Below are 18,872 nucleotides of genomic sequence, written 5' to 3'. Positions count from 1 at the left end.
TCATTAACTTCTACAATACCGTTAAGCCTCATAAGAGTTTGAATAATGCCACCCCTTATGAAATACTCAACGCTTATTTCAATCAACCTATCTGTAAACAACCCTGAGGTTTCTTACACCTAACGTGAATTTAGGCAAACTACGCCAATGAGTCCAACCCTATTCAGAGAAGCAGGTTATCGATTTTTCTTCTTTTCAAGAGAGGAATCACGGATGCATGTTCATATCGCTTCCGAAGATGGAGAAGCTAAGTTCTGGCTGAAACCTGACATTGCGTTGGCGAAAAATTTTGGTTATTCCCGGAAGCAGCTGAGAGAGATCGAATCATTGATAGAGGTTCATTATGACGAGCTTATTCGTGCATGGCAGCAGCACTTTGGCGGCTGAAGTGACGCACATTTCCAGTCACGGTATTTGGTTATTATCGAATGATAAAGAATTGTTCCTGCCGTATGTGGAATTTCCGTGGTTTAAAGACCAGCCGGTCAAGGCTATCATTCATGTTGAAGAACCATCGCCGGGCCATTTTTATTGGCCGGAGATCGACGTGGATCTTACTATCGAAGCCATTGAACACCCGGAAAGGTTTCCGTTGAAAGCAAAAATCAGCAAGCGGATTGGTACGCCAAAGACTTGATGCGCTTCGCAATTCAGCATGCCGGTTAGTTTTCGAGAGACATCCCAAAACCGCCTCATCCTGCTCGGCGCCAGCAACCTGACGTTATCGCTGCGTCTGGTCACGCACTTGATGCAGCAACGGATTGGCGCACCGGGCGAGGTTCTGGCTGCTTTGGGGCATGGGCGGGCGTACGGTGTTTTCAGTCAGGTGGTGTGGCGCGGGTTGCCGGGGATTGCGGAGTGCGGGTTGTGGCGGCAGTTGAATGCAATGGAGTCGCGTCCTACCTATGCGTTGTTAACCGATATCGGCAACGATGTTGTGTATGAGTTGACGCCGGAGCAGGTTTTGCGCGCGGTGGAACGGTGTATTGATCAGTTGCAGCGGCAATCCGCGCAGATCGTCGTGACTAATTTGCCGATGGCATCGGTTGAACAATTATCCGAGCGGCGTTACACCTTTTTTCGGAATCTTTTTTATCCGTTTTGTAAGCTTTCCAGAGATGAAACACTGAGCCGTGTGCGGGCGGTGCATGCAGGACTGGTGGATATGGCCGTGCGCCGGCAATTCCTGCTGGTTGAGCAGGAAGCGCACTGGTTTGGGTCGGACGGTATTCATGTGAATTACTGGCAGCGGGAAGCGTTTTACCGGGATATCGTGCGGCGGTTTCCGGATTCCGGCGTTAAACCGGAACATCGGGATGAAAAACGGAAGTTCTTTCTGACTTGGCAGCGGCGGCCGGTGTTTGCTTTCAAAACGGTGTTGGGCCGTGCGATTTACTGTCCGCAACCGAGCGGGCTGCTGGCGGATGAATCGCCTGTCAGCAAGTATTAAGGGCACCGATTGGATGGCGCCACGGGAATGAAAGCTGCGGCATTTTTTGCGCTAACGGCACGTTTGACAGCCTATCCGGCATTCAGTATATTCAGCGCAGAAAAATTGCGTTGATTTTTATCGTATCCTGCCCTAATTTTCTCTATTCGAGCTTTCTTATATGCGTATCGTCGTTACCGGAATGGGGATTGTGTCACCGATTGGCACGAGCATTGATCAATTCTGGAAAAATGCGGTAGCCGGTACCAGTGGGATTGTCAGTATTCAGAGCTTTGATGCTGCCAAACAGCGTTCGCGGATCGCCGGGGAAGTGCAGGGGTTCGATCCCGCCACCTTTTTATCCGCCAAGCAAATCGAACAAACCGACCGGTTTACCCAACTCGCTTTACACGCGGCACAACAAGCGATGGAGGATGCAGGTGGTTTGGAAGGCTATGAGCCACGGCGCTTGGCCGTCAGCCTGGGGTCGGGCATGGGAGGATTTTCGACGTTCGAGTCTTCCGCCGCGCGCAGATTTCAAAACAAATCAGTGCCGCCTTTTACCGTTCCGCGCATCATGGCGAACTCAGCCGCTGCCTGGATAGCGACCAAATACGGACTGAAGGGCATCAACCTGACGACCAGCACGGCATGCTCGTCCGGCGCCAATGCAATCGGCATGGCGCTTGATCTGTTGCGCAACGGCAAAGCCGACGCAGTGGTGACCGGCGGCGCGGAAGCCTGTGTGCTGCCGCTAACGATGGTCGGTTTTGAAGCCTTGTTTGCGTTATCCACCGGTTTCAACAACGATCCCGCGCACGCTTCGCGTCCGTTCGCCAAAGGCCGCGACGGCTTTGTCATGGGCGAAGGCGCGGGTATCCTTGTGCTGGAACAGGAAGATGCAGCGCTGAAGCGCGGCGCAAAGATTTATGCCCGACTGGCCGGTTACGGTTGCGCTTGTGACGCGACGCACATCGTCGCGCCGGATATCGACGGGCAAGTCGCTGCGATGCAGGCCGCGCTGGACGATGCCGGTATGACATCCGGTCAAGTGGACTATATCAACGCCCACGCCACTTCCACGCCGATCGGCGATGTTGTCGAAACCAAGGCGATCAAGCAAATGTTCGGTGAGCGCGCGCCGGAAATCCCGATCAGCGCCACCAAATCGATGATCGGCCACAGCATCGGCGCTTCCGCCGCGATCGGCAGCATCGCCGCGATCATGACGCTGCAAACCGGCACCATCCACCCCACGATCAACCTCATCGAAGCCGATCCGGAATGCGATCTGAATTACACGCCCAATACGGCGGCGCAGAAAAAAGTGCAGGCCGCGCTGTGTAACGCCTTCGGCTTCGGTGGCAACAACGTCAGCCTCGTTTTTACAACTCTTTAAAAGGTATCAACGGACATGGATACAGCAGAACTCGAAGCGAAAGTCATCGAATTTATCGCGTCAAAAGTTGAAAACATCGACGCCTCGACCATCACCGCCGCCTCCAAATTCGAAGAACTCGGACTCGATTCGATGGACACCGTGCAACTGCTGTTTGACGCGGAAGACGCCTTCGGCGTCACATTCGACGGCGATGAAGTCAAGAATCTCCGCACGGTGGGGGATATTATTACTTATATTAATGAGCATCCGCCGGAAGAGAAGGGTTAGGGAATAGTGAGTTGATTCTCAGCACTTTCTGTTGATAGCTTATTAAATTAATTACACTTAATTCATTTGTGTAATGGCAGATTAGTACGGTAGTTATCGTAGTGCTTTACTTGAGTTTTTCAGAACTTGGTAAAAAAGGCAGATTTTATATTTGATAGATTTTTAAGCTTCTTAGGAGTGGGTATTGAGTCTCTGTCTAGCTATTAGCGAAATAGATTGGTCAATAACTAAAGATATGATTTCAATCATTGGTACCATCGGTGCTTTGGTTATTGGTAGTACGGGATTATTTACTTGGCGAAGACAGTTAAAGGGAACTAGTGAATATGAGCTTGCTAAAAAAGCTATTTTATCTACTTACGAATTGCAACAAGCTATTCAATCAGTTAGAAATCCAATACTTTATCTAAGTAAAGACGAAGTCGAAGCAGGGTGTCGTATCAAGGAAGAATTGCGAATTTACGATGATCGCATGGATCACTTATACAAGAAGTGGATAGAGCTGCAAGCTATCCGGCTTGAAGCTAAAGTTATTTGGTCAGATGAAGCACATAACTCTTTCAATGAAATTCAGAAAAGAATCGGAGAAGTAAAAGCAGCTATTTGGCTTCATTTCTGGATGAAGGGGGTTTATGCAAACCCCGAAGCTACAGTTGATAATGATCCAGAAAGGCTTAAGGAGAATAATAAAATCGTTTATTTCACATCAGATGAGGATGAATTTAGCCAAAAAATTTCTAGCTCAGTCAACAATGTTGAGAGATTCTTTGGTTCGAGAGTTCGAAGCAAGTAAATTAGCATAATCCGTGTAAGGCGAAAGCTGAAAGTATTCCGCCAAATGGCGGCATTTCACCCAAGTGATCGGTCACATGATCTCGCCGAAACTAGGAATTTTCATAGCTAACAGCTCAGCTTTACGCGATGACTTCATTCATGTCGTCGATGCTGACAACAGGCGCATCGGGTTTATGTAAGCAGGCGATAAAGTCGTTCACATCACCATCTTGTACATGGCTGCCAATGATCAATGTGCCGTCCGGTAATTTATGCACTTCCACTTGTTGGCCGGGCGCGACTCCAAGGTGCTTGAGCGAATTCTGCCGCAGTGTGATTTGTGTTTTTGTTGTTACAGTTAATGTCGGCATCTGAATTCCCGTTTCGCTTCTTTTCGCCGGTCAGCGATCAATTCCTCGGAGAGGCTGGTAGTCTGCGGTAAGTGAGCAAAGCGATTCTTGAGTCTTTGCTTGATCATTTCGGTTTGTTTCATGGGCTTTGGCATAATGTTGAATATTATGGTGCGATTATGGGAATAATACCATTGTCGATTATTTGTGCCATGAATACCCTACGGTTGGTCGCAAGCCTATGGAAAAAATAAATCATAGGTTTGCTTGTGTGCTCAATGTAATTACACTATAGTCATGCGAGTATCGTAACCCATTCACACTTCTTATGACCCATCTCATCAAAATTGGCAATTCCCAAGGCATACGCATCCCCAAGCCGCTCATCGAACAGGCTGATTTGGAGGGTAAAGATTTGCAATTGCAAGTTGTGGAGGGCGGTTTGTTGATTACGCCCAAGAAGGCGGCGCGGGAAGGTTGGCGTGAATCCATTGAAGGTACATTGAAAGCTCACGGCACGGAGCCGCTGGATCAGGAATGGTTGAATGCGCCGTTGTCTACCGATGACAATTCGGACTGGTAATGCCGAAAGTTTCGCGGTTCCAGGTTTGGCTGGTGCAACTCGACCCGACGCAAGGCTCTGAAATCAACAAAACAAGACCTTGCGTTGTGATTTCCCCGGACGAGCTTTCCGCTTTATCCACCGTGCTGATGGCGCCGATGACCACTCAAGGTTTTGAGTTCCCCTGCCGGGTTGCTTGCAGTTTCAAAGGAAAACAGGGTTTGATTTTGCTTGATCAAATCAGGGCAGTCGATAAAACGCGACTGGTCAAAAAACTTGGCATCATTGACGAAGCGACACAAATGGATCTCTGTCAGCGATTGCAAGAGTTGTTTGTCTATTGAAAGGAAAATAACCATGTCTACCCATACGATCCGCCTTCATCGCGTGTTGCGCGCGCCACCGGAGAGAATTTACCGTGCTTTTCTGGATGCCGATGCGATGGTTAAATGGATTCCGCCGAATGGTTTTACCGCGAAGGTTCATCATATGGAGGCTAAAACCGGCGGTTGTTTCAAGATGTCTTTTACGAACTTCAGCAACGGGCATAGCCATTCGTTTGGTGGTGAGTATCTGGAGCTGGTGCCGTTTGAGCGTATCCGCTATACGGACAAGTTCGATGATCCGAATTTGCCCGGAGAGATGCACGTCACGGTATCGTTAAAACCGGTTTCCTGCGGGACTGAGTTGAACATCGTGCAAGAAGGCGTACCGGCGGTGATTCCGGCCGAAGCCTGCTATCTCGGCTGGCAGGAATCGCTGACGTTGCTGGCAAAGCTCGTCGAAGCTGAGATCCCGGGCTGATTTCATGCGGTTGGCAGCGTTTTGATTTCGTTAGTTTTGTGAGCATCATCTCATCGTGACAATGTTTCACAAAGATCATTTAACAGTTGGAATGGTCTTTTTTTTCCTGTTGATAGTACTTTCCGGCTGTGTTCACCGGCCGCATGTCACGACTTCCTATCCTCGTTGGGGAAATGAAATGGTGATCGAGCAGGGTGGTGAGGAGCCGTTAATTCTGCGCACTTTGCCGTCGCAATCCAGTCAAGCAAACGCCTGTGTGTTGCTGGTACACGGCATGAACGAGCATATCGGGCGCTATGGCGAGGTGGCGCGGTATTTTTCTCAACGTTATTTTGTTGCTGGGTTCGATCATTATGCTCATGGCCTTTCCAATCCGGTATTGCGCCGTGCGGATCAGGCACTGACGGAAGGAGCCGATCGGGCCGATGTCAGCGACGCTTTTCTGGCGCAGTCGGCTTTGTACGATCTGGAGCCGTTGCGGCAGACGTTGGACCGGGCGTTAAAAGCCTTCATGGCGCAATGCGATGCGCAAGATCATTCGCAGCGGCCGGTGTTCATCGTGGCGCACAGTCTGGGCGGGCTGGTGATCGCGTCGTATTTGCTCAAGCATCAGAATGAATCCGATCTACACAAGCGGCTACGGGGTGTGGTTTTTCTCGCTCCTGCTTTTGCCGTGAGCGAACCGCCCGGATGGCGCGGTTGGGTGGCGAATCCCTTGATCAAGCTGTCTTTTCATGCAGAAACCCATTTTTTGCATCCGCAGCGTGAACCGCTGCCTTTGCTGCTGTTCAATCAATTACTTTCATTAGTCACGGTGCCGGTTCTGGATGGTTTGTTCGAGGTATTTTCCTGGCCGGGACTGCGCAACTTTGCGTCGCCAATCTCACCGGTGTGGGTGACGGATTACTTGACCGATAGCGAGGAAGAGAAAGCGCGGCTGCGCGCCGACGGCTGGATTGTGCGCCGCAGTCTGTTGCGCTACGTGAAAGGCATCGAAGCCGAGGTCGTGCGTTTCCGCAGGCAGATGGCGGATTTTTCGATACCGTATTACCTGATTTATTCTGAAATGGATCCGATCACCCCCGCTTGGGGCGACGAGGATTTTGCCCGTGTGACGCTGCAACATAATCCAGCAAACGAAGTTCTGAAACTACCCGGTCTGCCGTATCACCAGCACGTGTTTATGCAAGAACCCGCACGGACCGAATTGCTGCAGAAAATAGAAAAATGGCTGGATCGCCGGTTACGTGTAGTGCAATGACAGCTTATATGAGATGTGCAACTAGGGGGGTGATATCCGGTTAGGTGAGAGTACTACCGTTTTCTGACTGCCAGTTTGGCGTGCCTGCTTTACCCGGTAATACTCTCTTTCCAGCGAATTTTATTGACTCAATCGAAACGTATGATCGAGGATTGATTAAAATTCTTCCCAGTCATTACTACCACCCGCGGCTCTTTTGCGCGCTGGTGTTCGACCAGGTCTGATAAATTGTCATTCATGGTTTTCAAGGCTTGCAGCAACCTGCCGGTTTCGTTGGTTGAATTGACTTCAATGCGGCGAGTCAAGTCACCTGTGGCAACGGCATTAGCAATCGCAACGGCCTCATCCAATGGTGCAATAATCGATCTTAGCAACAAATAACCGAAAATCGCTGCGAAGATAAAACTTGCGATGATGACCATTGCCGTCGTTGAAAAAGTACTTTCATAACTGGTTTGTGCATTGTTATATTCTATTGTTGAAGCCGATCTTTGCAGATCGAACAAAGTGAATACGGTTTCGCGCAGTGCGCTGAATTTTTTCATGGTATCCGTTGATACATGTTGTGCAGCTGCCTCAAATTTGCCCGATGCCGCAAGCTGAAAAACCTGATTAGTGGATTGCACATACTGTGCATGCTGCTCGGTTTTGATTTTACTCAGCCTCACTTCTTCGGGTATTAATTCGGTTGCCTGGAATTGCGCCCATACCCCTTCATTTTTTTGAACCAGTTGTTGTGCCTCTGTACTCAGTGTTTTTGCCGCATCGGGGTTGCTTAAATTAGAAGACAAGTTTAGGAAATCAGTATTTTGAGGAAGACAATGTAATAGAGTCAAAAGTTAATCAAATAGTTGTTTCTTTTCTGGCGAGTTGAGTTTTATTTTTTTGCATAATCGCTAATCGCTAATCGCATAGGAAAACATTTTTTTCTTGAAAAATTCAAACTCAGGGTGGTGCGAAGTCTTTAATGGCTATCGCGCCTATGGTTACTAGGCGTTGGTTGTCCAGTTAATTTATACTGCATTTGTAATCAACTAGAATTGTTTAACTGGATATGAGGAAAGAAGCATGCTGAAAGCTACATTAACGGATCTGATGCAACGCATACCCGGCAAGGCGAGTCCGGAGTGGCCGATGGGGGAGCCGTTTGCCCTGGCGTTTGCGCACGGCACGATGTCGGTTGAAGTATATGCGCCCAGAGGTTCCGATATACAAACGCCGCACGATCAGGATGAGTTGTATTTCATTCATACCGGTCGCGGAGAAATTGTCATTGCCGGGGAGCGGCATGTGTTTGAGCCGGGCATGGTGTTTTTCGTGGCGGCGCATGTCGAACACCGGTTCGAGAATTTCTCGCCAGATTTTACGACTTGGGTAGTATTTTGGGGATCTAAAGGTGGCGAGAAAAGCTCGGGAGCAGCGGGTTGACTAGACATGCTTAAATTCTACGGCTATAAACAGTGCGGCACGTGCCGCAAGGCGGAGCAATTTTTGCAGCAGGCGAACATTGCTTACGAATTTATCGACATCACGTTGAATCCGCCGGGTGCGGAAGAATTGGCGGCAGTTGCGGCGTGCGCCGGTGTCTCAATGAACAAATTGTTCAACACTAGCGGCGTGCAGTATCGAGAATTGAAAATCAAGGATCGGCTGCCAGCGCTATCCGGGCCGGAGATATTAGTTTTGCTCGCAGGTAATGGCCGCCTGATCAAACGCCCGCTGGTTACCGATGGAAAGCGTGCCACCGTGGGTTTCAATGCGGAACAGTTTGCGGCGGTATGGGGCTGATGCCCCAAAGTAAAGTCTTGGCTCCCGCCTAACCGCATAAACAAACAAGCTTGCGCTTTGAGTCTCATGCTTGTACTCTTGCTGCACAGTTCGATGCGAACAGTGTCTTATTCCATAACCGGATCAAGCAGGAGGCGAAATTGAGCGGGCAACGTTTTTTGGTGCGTAAAGCGGCGGTACTCGGGGCTGGTGTGATGGGGGCGCAGATTGCGGCGCATTTGGTGAATGCCAATATCGAAACATTGCTGTTTGAGCTGCCGGGCGATGCCGGTAATCCCAACGCCAACGTGATCAAGGCCGTGGAGAAGCTGAAAAAGCAAGAACCCGCACCGCTGTCAGTCAAGACCAAGGCGACCTGTATTCAAGCGGCGAATTACGAGCAACATCTCGAATTTCTGAAAGATTGCGATCTGGTAATCGAAGCCATTGCCGAACGCATGGACTGGAAGCGTGATCTGTATGTCAAAGTGGCACCCCATCTGGGTGAACACACGATTTTCGCCAGTAACACTTCCGGTCTATCGATCAACCAACTGGCCGAGGCGTTTCCGGAAACCTTGCGCCATCGATTCTGTGGTATCCATTTCTTCAACCCGCCGCGCTATATGCATTTGGTCGAATTGATTCCTTGCCAAGTCAGCGATGGGGGGATGCTCGATCACCTGGAAGAATTTCTCGTGACGAATCTGGGCAAAGGCGTGATTCGCGCCAAAGATACGCCGAATTTCATCGCTAACCGCATCGGTGTGTTTTCGCTGTTGGCGACGATGCATCATGGCCGGGCGTTTGATTTCGGTTTCGATCTGGTCGATGCGCTGACTGGTGCGCTGATTGGCCGTCCCAAAAGTGCGACGTTCCGCACTGCCGATGTGGTGGGTCTGGATACTTTGGCTCACGTTATCAATACCATGCGTGACACGTTACCGGACGATCCCTGGCATCGCTATTTTGCTGCCCCGGATTGGCTGCAAGGCCTGATTCAGGCCGGTGCGCTGGGTGAGAAAGTCAAACGCGGGGTGTATCAAAAAATCAAGAATGAAATTCATGTATTTGATCTCGCGGCACAGACGTACCGGCTTTCAGCTGCGGAAGTGAACGAAGATCTGAAGCGTTTGTTGAAATATAGCAGCCCGACTGAGAAGTTTGCCGCGTTGCGCAACAGTCCAGAGCCGCAGGCGCAGTTTTTGTGGTCGATATTCCGCGATTTGTTCCATTACTGCGCGGTGCAGCTGGAAACCATTGCCGATAATGCCCGTGACTTGGATCTGGCAGTGCGCTGGGGATTCGGCTGGAATCAAGGACCTTTTGAAATTTGGCAAGCCGCCGGATGGAAACAGATCGCCGGCTGGATCCAGGAAGACATCGCCGCCGGTAAAAGCATGAGCCTGGCGCCGTTGCCGCAATGGGTGATGACGATTGCGGATAGTGAATCACCCGGTGTGCATTCCGCGCAAGGCTCATTTGCGCCAGCTTCCGGAAAGCCGCAACTGCGTTCAACATTGCCGGTGTATCAGCGTCAACTGTTTCCCGATCGTTTGATCGGCGAACCGGCGGTCTACGGAGAAACCATTTTTGAAACGGATGCGGTCAGGTTATGGCATACCGGCGACAGAATCGCCATTCTCAGTTTCAAGAGCAAGATGCATACGATCGGTATCGATGTGTTGGAAGGGGTGCAGCAAGCGATCAAGGAAGCCGAACAGAACTGGCGCGCCTTGGTGATCTGGCAAACCGAACCGCCGTTTTCCGCCGGTGCCAATTTGCAGAAAGCCACGGAAAAACCGAAAGCAGATGCACACCAAAGCGGCGTGCCTGCCGCACCGCCTGCGCCACCACAACCGCCGACAGCCTTCCAGTCATTCCTGAAGAAATTACGTAAATCGACCCAGGAGACCGTGCTACATGTGGCGCGTGAGCTGGATCTGGCCGATGTGCTGATGGCCAAGAAACTGGCCGAAGTGGAAGGCATGATCAAACAGTTTCAGCAAGCATCGCAGAGGTTGCGCTATTCGATGATTCCGACCGTGGCCGCCGTAGATGGTCTGGCGCTGGGTGGCGGGTGCGAATTTGTCATGCATTGCGACCGGGCTGTGGCTACGCTGGAAAGTTATATCGGCTTGGTGGAAACCGGGGTCGGACTGCTACCGGCAGGCGGCGGTTGTAAGGAGTTTGCCATGCGGGCCGCGCAAAACGCCAAGGACGGCGATCCTTTTCCACAATTGAAATATTATTTTCAAACCGTGGCGATGGCGGAACTGGGGAAAAGCGCTGAGCAGGCGAAAGAGCTCGGTTACCTGCGAAGTGCCGATACGGTCGTGATGCATCGTTTCGAATTACTGCACGTGGCCAAGGCGCAAGCGTTGGCGTTAGCGGAAGCGGGTTATCGTCCGCCATTACGGATGCGGGAAATTCCGGTAGCGGGTAACACCGGTATTGCAACGATCCAAAGTCAGCTGGTGAATATGCGCGAAGGCGGCTTTATTTCCGAACATGACAATCTGATCGCGAATAAAGTGGCGCACGTGATGTGCGGTGGTGATTTAACGCCGGGCAGTCTGGTCGACGAAGACTGGTTTCTGGAATTGGAGCGCGCGGCCTTTATGGAATTGCTGGCGACGGAAAAAACCCAGGCGCGTATCGAATACACGCTGAAAACCGGCAAACCGCTGAGAAACTGATATCACGATTCACGGAGAATCCTATGACCAAGCAAACTCAAGAAGCTTATATCGTCGCTGCTGCACGCACACCGGTTGGAAAAGCGCCGCGCGGTATGTTTAAGAATGTGCGTCCCGACGATATGCTGGTGCATGTATTGCACGCGGTGATGAGACAGTGCGAAGGACTCGATCCAGCCGCGATTGACGATGTTATTGTCGGTTGCGCCATGCCGGAAGCCGAGCAAGGCATCAACGTCGCACGCGTGGCGCTGTTGCTGGCCGGTTTACCGAACAGTGTCGCGGGGATGACGGTGAATCGTTTTTGCGCATCTGGCTTGCAATCGGTCGCGCTGGCGGCAGACCGCATCCGCCTCGGCGAAGCCGATGTGATGATTGCCGGCGGTACCGAGAGCATGAGCATGGTGCCGATGATGGGTAACAAAGTTTCCATGAATCCGGCGATGTTCCAGCATGAGGAAAATGTCGCCATTGCTTACGGCATGGGTATGACCGCCGAAAAAGTGGCGGAGCAATGGAAGGTTTCGCGCGAAGATCAGGATGAATTTGCCCTGACCAGTCATCAGCGGGCAATAAAAGCAATCGCTACGGGTGAGTTTAAAGATGAAATCGCAGCTTACACCGTTGACGAGAAACGCCCGGACTTGATCGCGCATACCGTGCATGAGGAGATTGCGGTCAAGGATACCGATGAAGGGCCGCGCGCCGATACCAATGCCGATGTTTTGGCGAAATTGAGACCGGTGTTCGCGGCAAAAGGATCGGTTACTGCGGGCAACAGTTCGCAAATGTCCGATGGCGCGGGTGCGGTGGTGCTGATGAGCGAAGCTGCATTGAAGCGTTTTAACCTGTCGCCGCTTGGCCGCTTTATCGGTTTCTCGGTGGCAGGCGTGCCGCCTGAAATTATGGGTGTCGGACCGATCAAAGCTATTCCCAAAGTATTGGCGCAAACCGGTATCAAGCAGGACGATCTGGATTGGATCGAACTGAATGAAGCCTTCGCGGCGCAAAGCCTGGCCGTGATTCGCGATTTGGGATTGGATCGCAATAAAGTGAATCCGCTGGGTGGAGCGATTGCATTGGGTCATCCGCTCGGAGCAACCGGTTCTATCCGGGTAGCCACTTTATTGCATGGATTGCGCCGTCATAAACTGAAATATGGCATGGTGACCATGTGTATAGGCAGCGGCATGGGTGCAGCCGGTGTGTTTGAAGCGCTTTAATGCTGGTTATAACAAAAAGCTGTGCTTGTCATCGCTTATGTCTTAGATCGATCCTCATAAAAACCTGCGCAAGGAATGGCAACCGTTCACACTAATTGCTATGCCAGCGCGGGTTGTGGTTTTTTCTCAACCCGAGATAACCGTAACAGCGTAATCCTCGATGTTTTTTCTTAAAGCAGACGCTCTGCTGATTCCACGATCCATTCTTTTCTCGATTAGCCTTTGCGCATTCCTGCGAAACCTCAAGTAAGTCATTAGTAAGCCGTAACAATCAGTTCACTGCATGGGTATTTCGGTTGTTTTCTGAAAACTTGATGATACGCATGCGTTTTGTAACAGTCTGCAATGGATGAATGATTGCACAATAGTTTCCGTACTAAATCAGATTATCGCTATTTGGAGGTTGTTTTATAGTGAATCCGCATGCCTCTTTCGATTTGCTTTCCTGTATCAGTGACTTTGCGGTGTGCATAAATGCGCACGGCGTCATTGAGCAAGCATCCAAACCTTCGCAGGCATTTTTGCAATTACCGGCAGAGTTATTGCAAGAATCTATTGAATTATTCATTCAACCTGAAGATATGGCAATGTTTGTTGAAGCGCGGGAAAAAGCCAAACAGAGTGGTGAGAAACAAACTTTCATCTGCCGTCTTCTACGGCAGCGCGTACTGCCGGTTTGGGTTGACTGCTACATGCATGCTTTGCCGGAGGATAAATATCTTATCGCGGCATTTGATGCTACGCACTGGAAGGATAGCGAAAGCCGCCTGGTTTACCTCTCCACGCACGATGCCTTGACTGGATTGCCGGGCAAAGTCTTACTCGACGATCGTATTGCCATGAACATTCAAGCGGCGCAGCGGGAAAAGAATGTCTTGTCGTTGATTGTGTTGAGCTTGGATGGCTATAGAAAAATTAACGATTTGCTGGGACATGGTATCGGTGACGAGCTGATCAAGGCAGTAGCGGAACGGCTGCAAAATTGCGTGCGGCGCAGCGATACAGTGGCGCGTGTCAGTGATGATGAATTTTCCATGATCATGCTGAGTGCGGGGCGGGAAAATATCGAATTGATTGCCAGGAAGATTTTAGCCGCTATGCAACGGTCTTTCCGCATTGGTGAACATACACTGCATATCAGCGCCAGTTTGGGAGTTTCCATGTATCCGGAACATGGCGAAGACGCTTCTCTCTTGTACCGGAATGCCGAGATGGCGATGTACAGAGCGAAAGCGCAAGGTAAGAATTACTGGAAGGTTTATAGCGATCAGGTTGACGATACCGAAAGAAGCGATTTGTCGCTGGAATCGGCCATGTACGAGGGGATCGAAAATGGTGAGTTCATGCTGCACTATCAACCGATCTTTTGCACGCAAACCGGTCAATTGAAGGGCGCGGAAGCGTTGATGCGATGGCAAAATCCAAGCCGGGGCTTTGTTTCGCCGATGAAGTTTATTCCGCTCGCGGAAAACAGCGGTTTGATAAAAATTCTCGGCGCATGGGCTTTGCGTAGCGCGTGCTACCAAGCTAAACAATGGCAGGAAGCTGGTCTTAAGGATTTTTATATCTCCGTGAATGTATCCCCGCGCCAATTTGTCCAAGAGGATTTTCTCGATATGATTCATAAAGCGCTAAACGAGTCCGGATTATTACCGGGAAACCTCATGCTGGAAATCACCGAAGGCGTGTTAATGGAGAACCCGCAGCGTTCCGGCGCGGTTCTGACGCAGCTGCATGTGGCGGGAGTAAAAATCGCGATTGATGATTTTGGTACCGGTTATTCCTCATTGGCTTATTTGAAAAGATTTCCGCTGTCCGTGCTGAAGATTGATAAGTCTTTTGTAGATGACGTGGTGAACAGCGCGGAAGATATGGCGATTGTGGGCACCATTCTGAGTCTAGCGGAAGGATTGAATCTGCTGGTCGTCGCCGAGGGTGTGGAAAATGATGCGCAATTGGGTTTCTTGAGGCAGGAAGGATGCAATCTGGTACAAGGCTATTTGACCGGCAGGCCGGTGCATTCGGATGCATTTAAAGAGAAATACATGGCATGACGGTATCTGCTTTGGAGCTTGTGAACAGCAAAGAGCAATTTCTCGCTTTGCTGACAAAACGTATGAGCGAGAAAGGCGATTTTCCTGCCTTTGCAAAATCCGTGCAGCAACTGGACGAGTTGATGCACGATCAAAATAAAAATATCGCGGATATTGCCCGTGTGATTTTGAATGATTTCACTTTGACTCAGAAAGTGATTCGTTTGGCCAACTCTGCCATGTATTCCGGAATGGGCGGAGAAATTACAACTATCACCCAAGCTGCTGTTGTGCTTGGCATCGATACCATAGCGCATATCACCCTCAGTATCCGTTTCATCGATACGCTTTCAGCTTCCGCACCGGCATCGGACGAGGCGCGCAGAGAACTGGCGCAAGCAATGCTGGCTGGAAGTATCGTTCGCAACGTGGTGACAAAATTAAATATGGTCAACGGTGAAGAAGCCGTTGTGTGCGCATTGCTGCATCATCTTGGCCGTCTGATGCTGATATTTTATTTTCCTGATGAATGGTCGCGAATTCAGAAAATTGCGCAAAGCGATGCGATTAGTGAAAACGACGCGGCGTTGCGAGTCATTGGCATTTCTATCGATGAGATGTCCCAAGAAATTGCCAGGAACTGGCATTTGCCCAAGAAAATATCCCATTGCATGATCAGCTCGGCAACCTTCACGGAAATTAGCATACCGGGTTCGTCCGATTGGCTGAAGGTGATGGCTAATTTTGCCAGTGGCGCTGCATCGCTGTTAGCTCAGCAGTGCAACGCGGATGATTTAAAACAGTATGTGTCACGTTATAGCGAATCATTACTGATTTCCACCGAGGATCTTGCTGAATCGATTGATTTGGCGCAGCAGATGGCTGCTGAATTTCCTAGTAATCCGGAAAGCGGAAAATCCATTGGCAAGCCCTATGATTCGCGCGAACGTCTGGCTGTCAGTGTTCGTGAGCTCAAGATGGCGCTGGTGCAGGGCATAGACTTCAATGTCGCATTGAGCATGATGCTTGAATCGTTGTATGCAAGCATGAGCTTTAATCGCGTGGCGACCTTCTTTCGCGACGCAGGCATGTTAAAGGCCAAAGTCGGGTTTGGCCGCGGTGTGCCGGAAGTGTTACCCGGATTGATTTTTCCCGAAGCCTATGCAGCCGATGTATTCCATCTTTCGCTTACCAATAAAGCGGATGTATTTATCCAGGATGTTGCTTCAACCCAGTCTTCTTCAAGTATACCGGCATGGTTAAGGGAGACTTTGCCGGATGTCGATGCTTTTATCCTGCTGCCGCTGATTTTCAATGGCAAGGCCATCGGTTTGATCTACGCTGACTGGTGCACGGGAACAACCAATCAGATCGAACCCCGCGAATTCACATCGATGGGTGTGCTCAGGGATTATTTGATGAAAGCTTTGATTAAAAGAAAATGACGCATTTCTCAGAACATTCATTTTGGTTAACACTACACTGAAATTAATTTAATACACACTGACCGCCAGTATTTTGGGTATGAAAGTACCGCGCGAATAACTCAGCACCAAGGATTGCAAGGGTTGTCCGGGGGAATGATCGTAAAGATATTGCTTTGATAAACCGGAAGAATTCGAATATTTTAAGAACTTTATAAAGTATGACAACATTAACCTCCGCATTTGAACACAATCAGGCTGATTTTTTTGCACAACTAGAAAGAAGAATAAATGAGAAGGGTGATTTTCCGGCGTTATCCAAATCCATTCAAAACATCAGGCAATTAATACAGGATAAGGGAAGAAACATTGCAGGCATTGCCAATGCCATCTTAAGCGATTTCACCCTAACCCAGAAAATCATCAAACTGGCCAATTCTGGGTTGTATTCCAAAGCGGACAGTGAAGTGACGACCGTTTCTCATGCGGTGGTGGTGTTGGGCCTGGATACGATTACCAACATTGCGCTCAATATACGAACCATTGATACGCCCTCGGCAGCAAAATTAGAACCCGGAACGGTATCGGGCGAGCTGGAAAAAGCGGTTTTAGCGAGTAATATTGCGCGCAATATCGTGGCTCAATCGTATGTTGCGAATGGAGAAGAAGCTATTGTTTGCACGCAATTGCACCATCTCGGACGGCTTGTTCTGGTTTTTTACTTTCCCGATGAATGGGCGAGGATTCAGCAGATTGCGGGGGGCGATGAAGCGCGTGAAAATGACGCTGCATTGAAAGTTTTTGGTATGACCATTGATGAAATTTCGCACAATATTGCCAAGGATTGGCAATTGCCCGAAAAAATTTCCGGCAGTGTTACTGACCTAACGGACAATATGAATCCTGAGTTGGGTTCTGCCGGCTGGTTGAAAACCATGGCCAATTTTTCAGGAAAAATGGCGACATTATTGGTTAACAATATCAGTACCCAGAATCTGAAAAATTTTATTGCGCGCTATAGCGGATCGTTGCTGCTGCCAAGCGAAGTGATCTGGGGATCGATTGAGCCGATCCAGAATAAAAAGAGCCAATTGGCCGCTTATCCGGAACTGGAACAGGGGAATAGCGAATCGGATCGGTCGCGCAAACGAGTTGCAGCTGGCTTGCTCGAATTGAGCACTGCACTGGCCCGGGGAATGGATTTTAAAAGCGCGCTCAACATTGCATTGGAAACGATCCATGACAGCATGCGGTTTAATCGGGTAATTGTGTTTTTTCGTGACGCAGATCAGTTTAAGGCGAGCTTGTATTGTGGCAATCTGAAGCCGGAAACGATGGCGCAACTTTGCTTCTCCAAGAACTATGCTGCGGATGTATTTCATTTATCCCTGGCGCAGAAAGCCGATGTGTTTATTCAGGATGTGACTCTCAGCAGAGAAACCACGATACCTGCTTGGTATCGAGAAGCATTGCCGGATGCCTGTGCATTTATTTTGCTTCCGCTGATATCCAATAACAGTAAGGTCGGTCTAATCTACGCGGATTGGAAAGAAGACCAAACGAGGGTGATCAGACCGCGGGAATTTTCTTCACTCGTCATGCTGCGGGATTATTTGATAAAAGCGCTGGTGAAAAGATAATAAAACAGCGCGAGTATCAAAAAATCCCGGTTCAAACTTGGCTGTTGTGCTGTAAAAATGCGCCAGCCGCCGTCATTGCACTATAATCCGGTATTTGCCAAACAATACAAAGGAAATGTTTCATGAGTGCAATTTGGTTTAAAGATTACACCGTCGAGTATCTGGAAGGATTGCGCAACGCCAATATGGGGGAACATATCGGCATTCAATTCACCGAGCTTGGGGCTGACTTTCTCAAAGCGCGCATGCCGGTCGATAAACGCACCACGCAACCGTTCGGGATCCTGCATGGCGGCGCCAGTTGCGTGCTATCGGAAACACTTGGCAGCGTCTCCGGCTGGATGACCATCGACCCGGAAAAATACCGCGCAGTCGGGCTGGAGTTGAATATCAATCACATCCGCGCAGTAACCAAGGGCCATGTCATCGGCATTTGCACACCCTTGCATACCGGCCGCCGTACCCAAGTCTGGCAGACGGACATCATCGAGGAAGCGACCGGCAAGCGCGTGGCGATTTCGCGCTTAACGCTGGCGATCATTGAACAAGGCACACTCAGCGCGCAGAAGGAGCATGTGATCGTCGACAGAGAATCATAAAATGCTTCGCCGGATCGGCCGGTAAACCGGTTGCATTAAAAAACCCTCATACCGGAGTTGCAGGTATGAGGGTTTTTTAATTGGCGTACGTAACAACAATGCGTAGCGTAAATGTTCCTAAGCGTCCTTGCTGTCTTTGTTTTTAGCACTGTCTGTCGCGGATGGTGTTTCGGATGATCCGGCAGCACCGGCTGGGTTTTCCGTTCTTGGTTCGCCGCTATCGCCAGCGGCCTCGGCGGCAACAGCTTCTGTAGATTCCTGGTTATTGGCTGCGGACTGATTGTCAGAGTGTTCTTCCTTACCCTTACTGTTCCACATGAAATAAGCCGCGCCCACGGTTACCACCACAACCGGCAGCGTGATGAACACCAGCAACGCGTATTCCATTGAAATGTCCGCGCCTGCCGGCAGTGGTTTGGTGACGACCATGTAGGCATGCCCGAACGCAAAACCGTAAACCGGCACCAATGCCGCCATGTAGCGGTTGGTGACCAACGGCCGTACCGTCAGCATGTTCAGCACATTGGAAGCGTAGTATCCAATGAAATAGATAAAAATATAAAAGAAAATAGCACCCATCGTTTTTCCTTATTGATCTGGTTTATCGGTTATAAAAATCGGAATGCATCAAAGACTGG

General features: G+C 49.9%; 21 protein-coding genes. 18 read left to right on the top strand and 3 right to left on the bottom strand.

Going from position 1 to position 18,872, the window contains the following annotated elements; translation table 11 throughout:
- The first annotated feature begins 147 nt into the window (after window positions 1–147).
- The 6 genes from DU481_RS08500 to DU481_RS08475 all read left to right on the top strand — a co-directional run bounded on the left by DU481_RS08500 (window position 148) and on the right by DU481_RS08475 (window position 3,891).
- Window positions 148–387 carry a DUF4160 domain-containing protein gene (locus DU481_RS08500; protein WP_107801642.1) on the top strand — a complete coding sequence of 80 codons (240 nt, stop codon included), beginning with the start codon at window positions 148–150 and terminating at the stop codon, window positions 385–387.
- Window positions 344–637, top strand: a complete 294-nt coding sequence (locus DU481_RS08495; RefSeq protein ID WP_350133753.1) for a DUF2442 domain-containing protein — start codon at window positions 344–346, stop codon at window positions 635–637. The genes DU481_RS08500 and DU481_RS08495 overlap by 44 nt, the downstream gene beginning before the upstream one ends.
- A gap of 18 nt (window positions 638–655) precedes the next feature.
- The gene (locus DU481_RS08490) at window positions 656–1,450 is read left to right on the top strand and encodes an SGNH/GDSL hydrolase family protein (protein WP_350133751.1); all 795 of its coding nucleotides are present in this window, start codon (window positions 656–658) and stop codon (window positions 1,448–1,450) included.
- A gap of 160 nt (window positions 1,451–1,610) precedes the next feature.
- The gene (gene fabF, locus DU481_RS08485) at window positions 1,611–2,828 is read left to right on the top strand and encodes a beta-ketoacyl-ACP synthase II (RefSeq protein WP_350133749.1); all 1,218 of its coding nucleotides are present in this window, start codon (window positions 1,611–1,613) and stop codon (window positions 2,826–2,828) included.
- A gap of 15 nt (window positions 2,829–2,843) precedes the next feature.
- A complete protein-coding gene (locus DU481_RS08480) occupies window positions 2,844–3,098 on the top strand; it encodes an acyl carrier protein (RefSeq protein ID WP_350133747.1) in 255 nt (84 codons plus the stop codon).
- Window positions 3,099–3,282: 184 nt separating this feature from the next.
- Window positions 3,283–3,891, top strand: a complete 609-nt coding sequence (locus tag DU481_RS08475) for a hypothetical protein (protein WP_350133746.1) — start codon at window positions 3,283–3,285, stop codon at window positions 3,889–3,891.
- A gap of 121 nt (window positions 3,892–4,012) precedes the next feature.
- Here the strand turns inward: DU481_RS08475 and DU481_RS08470 are convergent, their stop codons facing one another.
- Entirely contained in the window at window positions 4,013–4,243 is a 231-nt protein-coding gene (locus tag DU481_RS08470; protein WP_350133744.1) for a hypothetical protein, read from the bottom strand.
- A 307-nt stretch (window positions 4,244–4,550) separates the two neighbouring features.
- Between DU481_RS08470 and DU481_RS08465 the strand changes: the two genes are divergently transcribed.
- The 4 genes from DU481_RS08465 (at window position 4,551) to DU481_RS08450 (ending at window position 6,849) form a co-directional block, all read left to right on the top strand.
- Window positions 4,551–4,805, top strand: coding sequence for an AbrB/MazE/SpoVT family DNA-binding domain-containing protein (locus tag DU481_RS08465; protein ID WP_107801623.1), 255 nt, complete (start codon window positions 4,551–4,553; stop codon window positions 4,803–4,805).
- Window positions 4,805–5,128, top strand: coding sequence for a type II toxin-antitoxin system PemK/MazF family toxin (locus DU481_RS08460; RefSeq protein WP_350133742.1), 324 nt, complete (start codon window positions 4,805–4,807; stop codon window positions 5,126–5,128). Before DU481_RS08465 ends, DU481_RS08460 begins: the two co-directional genes overlap by 1 nt.
- A gap of 13 nt (window positions 5,129–5,141) precedes the next feature.
- Window positions 5,142–5,588, top strand: coding sequence for an SRPBCC family protein (locus tag DU481_RS08455; protein ID WP_350133740.1), 447 nt, complete (start codon window positions 5,142–5,144; stop codon window positions 5,586–5,588).
- A 91-nt stretch (window positions 5,589–5,679) separates the two neighbouring features.
- Complete coding sequence (locus DU481_RS08450; RefSeq protein ID WP_350133738.1) at window positions 5,680–6,849, top strand: alpha/beta fold hydrolase; 1,170 nt, start codon at window positions 5,680–5,682, stop codon at window positions 6,847–6,849.
- 128 nt (window positions 6,850–6,977) lie between these two features.
- On the opposite strand, the gene DU481_RS08445 is transcribed toward DU481_RS08450, so the two are convergent.
- The gene (locus DU481_RS08445; protein ID WP_350133736.1) at window positions 6,978–7,685 is read right to left on the bottom strand and encodes an MCP four helix bundle domain-containing protein; all 708 of its coding nucleotides are present in this window, start codon (window positions 7,683–7,685) and stop codon (window positions 6,978–6,980) included.
- 232 nt (window positions 7,686–7,917) lie between these two features.
- Between DU481_RS08445 and DU481_RS08440 the strand changes: the two genes are divergently transcribed.
- The 8 genes from DU481_RS08440 (at window position 7,918) to DU481_RS08405 (ending at window position 18,234) form a co-directional block, all read left to right on the top strand.
- Window positions 7,918–8,277: a cupin domain-containing protein gene (locus DU481_RS08440; protein WP_350133734.1), complete on the top strand. Its 360-nt coding sequence runs from the start codon at window positions 7,918–7,920 to the stop codon at window positions 8,275–8,277.
- Window positions 8,278–8,283: 6 nt separating this feature from the next.
- A complete protein-coding gene (locus DU481_RS08435) occupies window positions 8,284–8,637 on the top strand; it encodes an arsenate reductase family protein (RefSeq protein WP_350133733.1) in 354 nt (117 codons plus the stop codon).
- Between the two features lie 140 nt (window positions 8,638–8,777).
- Window positions 8,778–11,315: a 3-hydroxyacyl-CoA dehydrogenase/enoyl-CoA hydratase family protein gene (locus tag DU481_RS08430; protein WP_350133731.1), complete on the top strand. Its 2,538-nt coding sequence runs from the start codon at window positions 8,778–8,780 to the stop codon at window positions 11,313–11,315.
- 23 nt (window positions 11,316–11,338) lie between these two features.
- Window positions 11,339–12,538, top strand: a complete 1,200-nt coding sequence (locus tag DU481_RS08425) for an acetyl-CoA C-acyltransferase (protein WP_350133730.1) — start codon at window positions 11,339–11,341, stop codon at window positions 12,536–12,538.
- Between the two features lie 413 nt (window positions 12,539–12,951).
- Window positions 12,952–14,592 (top strand): putative bifunctional diguanylate cyclase/phosphodiesterase, encoded by a 1,641-nt coding sequence (locus DU481_RS08420; RefSeq protein WP_350133728.1) that lies wholly within the window; start codon window positions 12,952–12,954, stop codon window positions 14,590–14,592.
- Window positions 14,589–16,016 carry an HDOD domain-containing protein gene (locus DU481_RS08415; protein WP_350133726.1) on the top strand — a complete coding sequence of 476 codons (1,428 nt, stop codon included), beginning with the start codon at window positions 14,589–14,591 and terminating at the stop codon, window positions 16,014–16,016. The genes DU481_RS08420 and DU481_RS08415 overlap by 4 nt, the downstream gene beginning before the upstream one ends.
- Before the next feature lie 200 nt (window positions 16,017–16,216).
- Complete coding sequence (locus tag DU481_RS08410) at window positions 16,217–17,635, top strand: HDOD domain-containing protein (protein ID WP_350133724.1); 1,419 nt, start codon at window positions 16,217–16,219, stop codon at window positions 17,633–17,635.
- Between the two features lie 122 nt (window positions 17,636–17,757).
- A complete protein-coding gene (locus DU481_RS08405) occupies window positions 17,758–18,234 on the top strand; it encodes a hotdog fold thioesterase (protein WP_090318136.1) in 477 nt (158 codons plus the stop codon).
- A 117-nt stretch (window positions 18,235–18,351) separates the two neighbouring features.
- Here the strand turns inward: DU481_RS08405 and DU481_RS08400 are convergent, their stop codons facing one another.
- The gene (locus DU481_RS08400) at window positions 18,352–18,813 is read right to left on the bottom strand and encodes a hypothetical protein (protein WP_350133723.1); all 462 of its coding nucleotides are present in this window, start codon (window positions 18,811–18,813) and stop codon (window positions 18,352–18,354) included.
- Window positions 18,814–18,872 lie beyond the last annotated feature (59 nt).

It is taken from the genome of Nitrosomonas sp. (genome assembly GCF_040240425.1).
GTDB lineage: Bacteria > Pseudomonadota > Gammaproteobacteria > Burkholderiales > Nitrosomonadaceae > Nitrosomonas.
Note: the sequence above shows the minus strand (reverse complement) of the source record. Positions and strands in the feature narration are given on the sequence as shown.

Excerpts from the sequence above, each read along its gene's own strand:
- DU481_RS08500 (WP_107801642.1), top strand. The coding sequence starts at position 148 with ATGAGTCCAACCCTATTCAGAGAAGCAGGTTATCGATTTTTCTTCTTT.
- DU481_RS08495 (WP_350133753.1), top strand. The coding sequence starts at position 344 with ATGACGAGCTTATTCGTGCATGGCAGCAGCACTTTGGCGGCTGAAGTG.
- DU481_RS08490 (WP_350133751.1), top strand. The coding sequence starts at position 656 with ATGCCGGTTAGTTTTCGAGAGACATCCCAAAACCGCCTCATCCTGCTC.
- fabF (WP_350133749.1), top strand. The coding sequence starts at position 1,611 with ATGCGTATCGTCGTTACCGGAATGGGGATTGTGTCACCGATTGGCACG.
- DU481_RS08480 (WP_350133747.1), top strand. The coding sequence starts at position 2,844 with ATGGATACAGCAGAACTCGAAGCGAAAGTCATCGAATTTATCGCGTCA.
- DU481_RS08470 (WP_350133744.1), bottom strand. The coding sequence starts at position 4,243 with ATGCCGACATTAACTGTAACAACAAAAACACAAATCACACTGCGGCAG.
- DU481_RS08465 (WP_107801623.1), top strand. The coding sequence starts at position 4,551 with ATGACCCATCTCATCAAAATTGGCAATTCCCAAGGCATACGCATCCCC.
- DU481_RS08460 (WP_350133742.1), top strand. The coding sequence starts at position 4,805 with ATGCCGAAAGTTTCGCGGTTCCAGGTTTGGCTGGTGCAACTCGACCCG.
- DU481_RS08455 (WP_350133740.1), top strand. The coding sequence starts at position 5,142 with ATGTCTACCCATACGATCCGCCTTCATCGCGTGTTGCGCGCGCCACCG.
- DU481_RS08450 (WP_350133738.1), top strand. The coding sequence starts at position 5,680 with ATGGTCTTTTTTTTCCTGTTGATAGTACTTTCCGGCTGTGTTCACCGG.
- DU481_RS08440 (WP_350133734.1), top strand. The coding sequence starts at position 7,918 with ATGCTGAAAGCTACATTAACGGATCTGATGCAACGCATACCCGGCAAG.
- DU481_RS08435 (WP_350133733.1), top strand. The coding sequence starts at position 8,284 with ATGCTTAAATTCTACGGCTATAAACAGTGCGGCACGTGCCGCAAGGCG.
- DU481_RS08425 (WP_350133730.1), top strand. The coding sequence starts at position 11,339 with ATGACCAAGCAAACTCAAGAAGCTTATATCGTCGCTGCTGCACGCACA.
- DU481_RS08415 (WP_350133726.1), top strand. The coding sequence starts at position 14,589 with ATGACGGTATCTGCTTTGGAGCTTGTGAACAGCAAAGAGCAATTTCTC.
- DU481_RS08410 (WP_350133724.1), top strand. The coding sequence starts at position 16,217 with ATGACAACATTAACCTCCGCATTTGAACACAATCAGGCTGATTTTTTT.
- DU481_RS08405 (WP_090318136.1), top strand. The coding sequence starts at position 17,758 with ATGAGTGCAATTTGGTTTAAAGATTACACCGTCGAGTATCTGGAAGGA.
- DU481_RS08400 (WP_350133723.1), bottom strand. The coding sequence starts at position 18,813 with ATGGGTGCTATTTTCTTTTATATTTTTATCTATTTCATTGGATACTAC.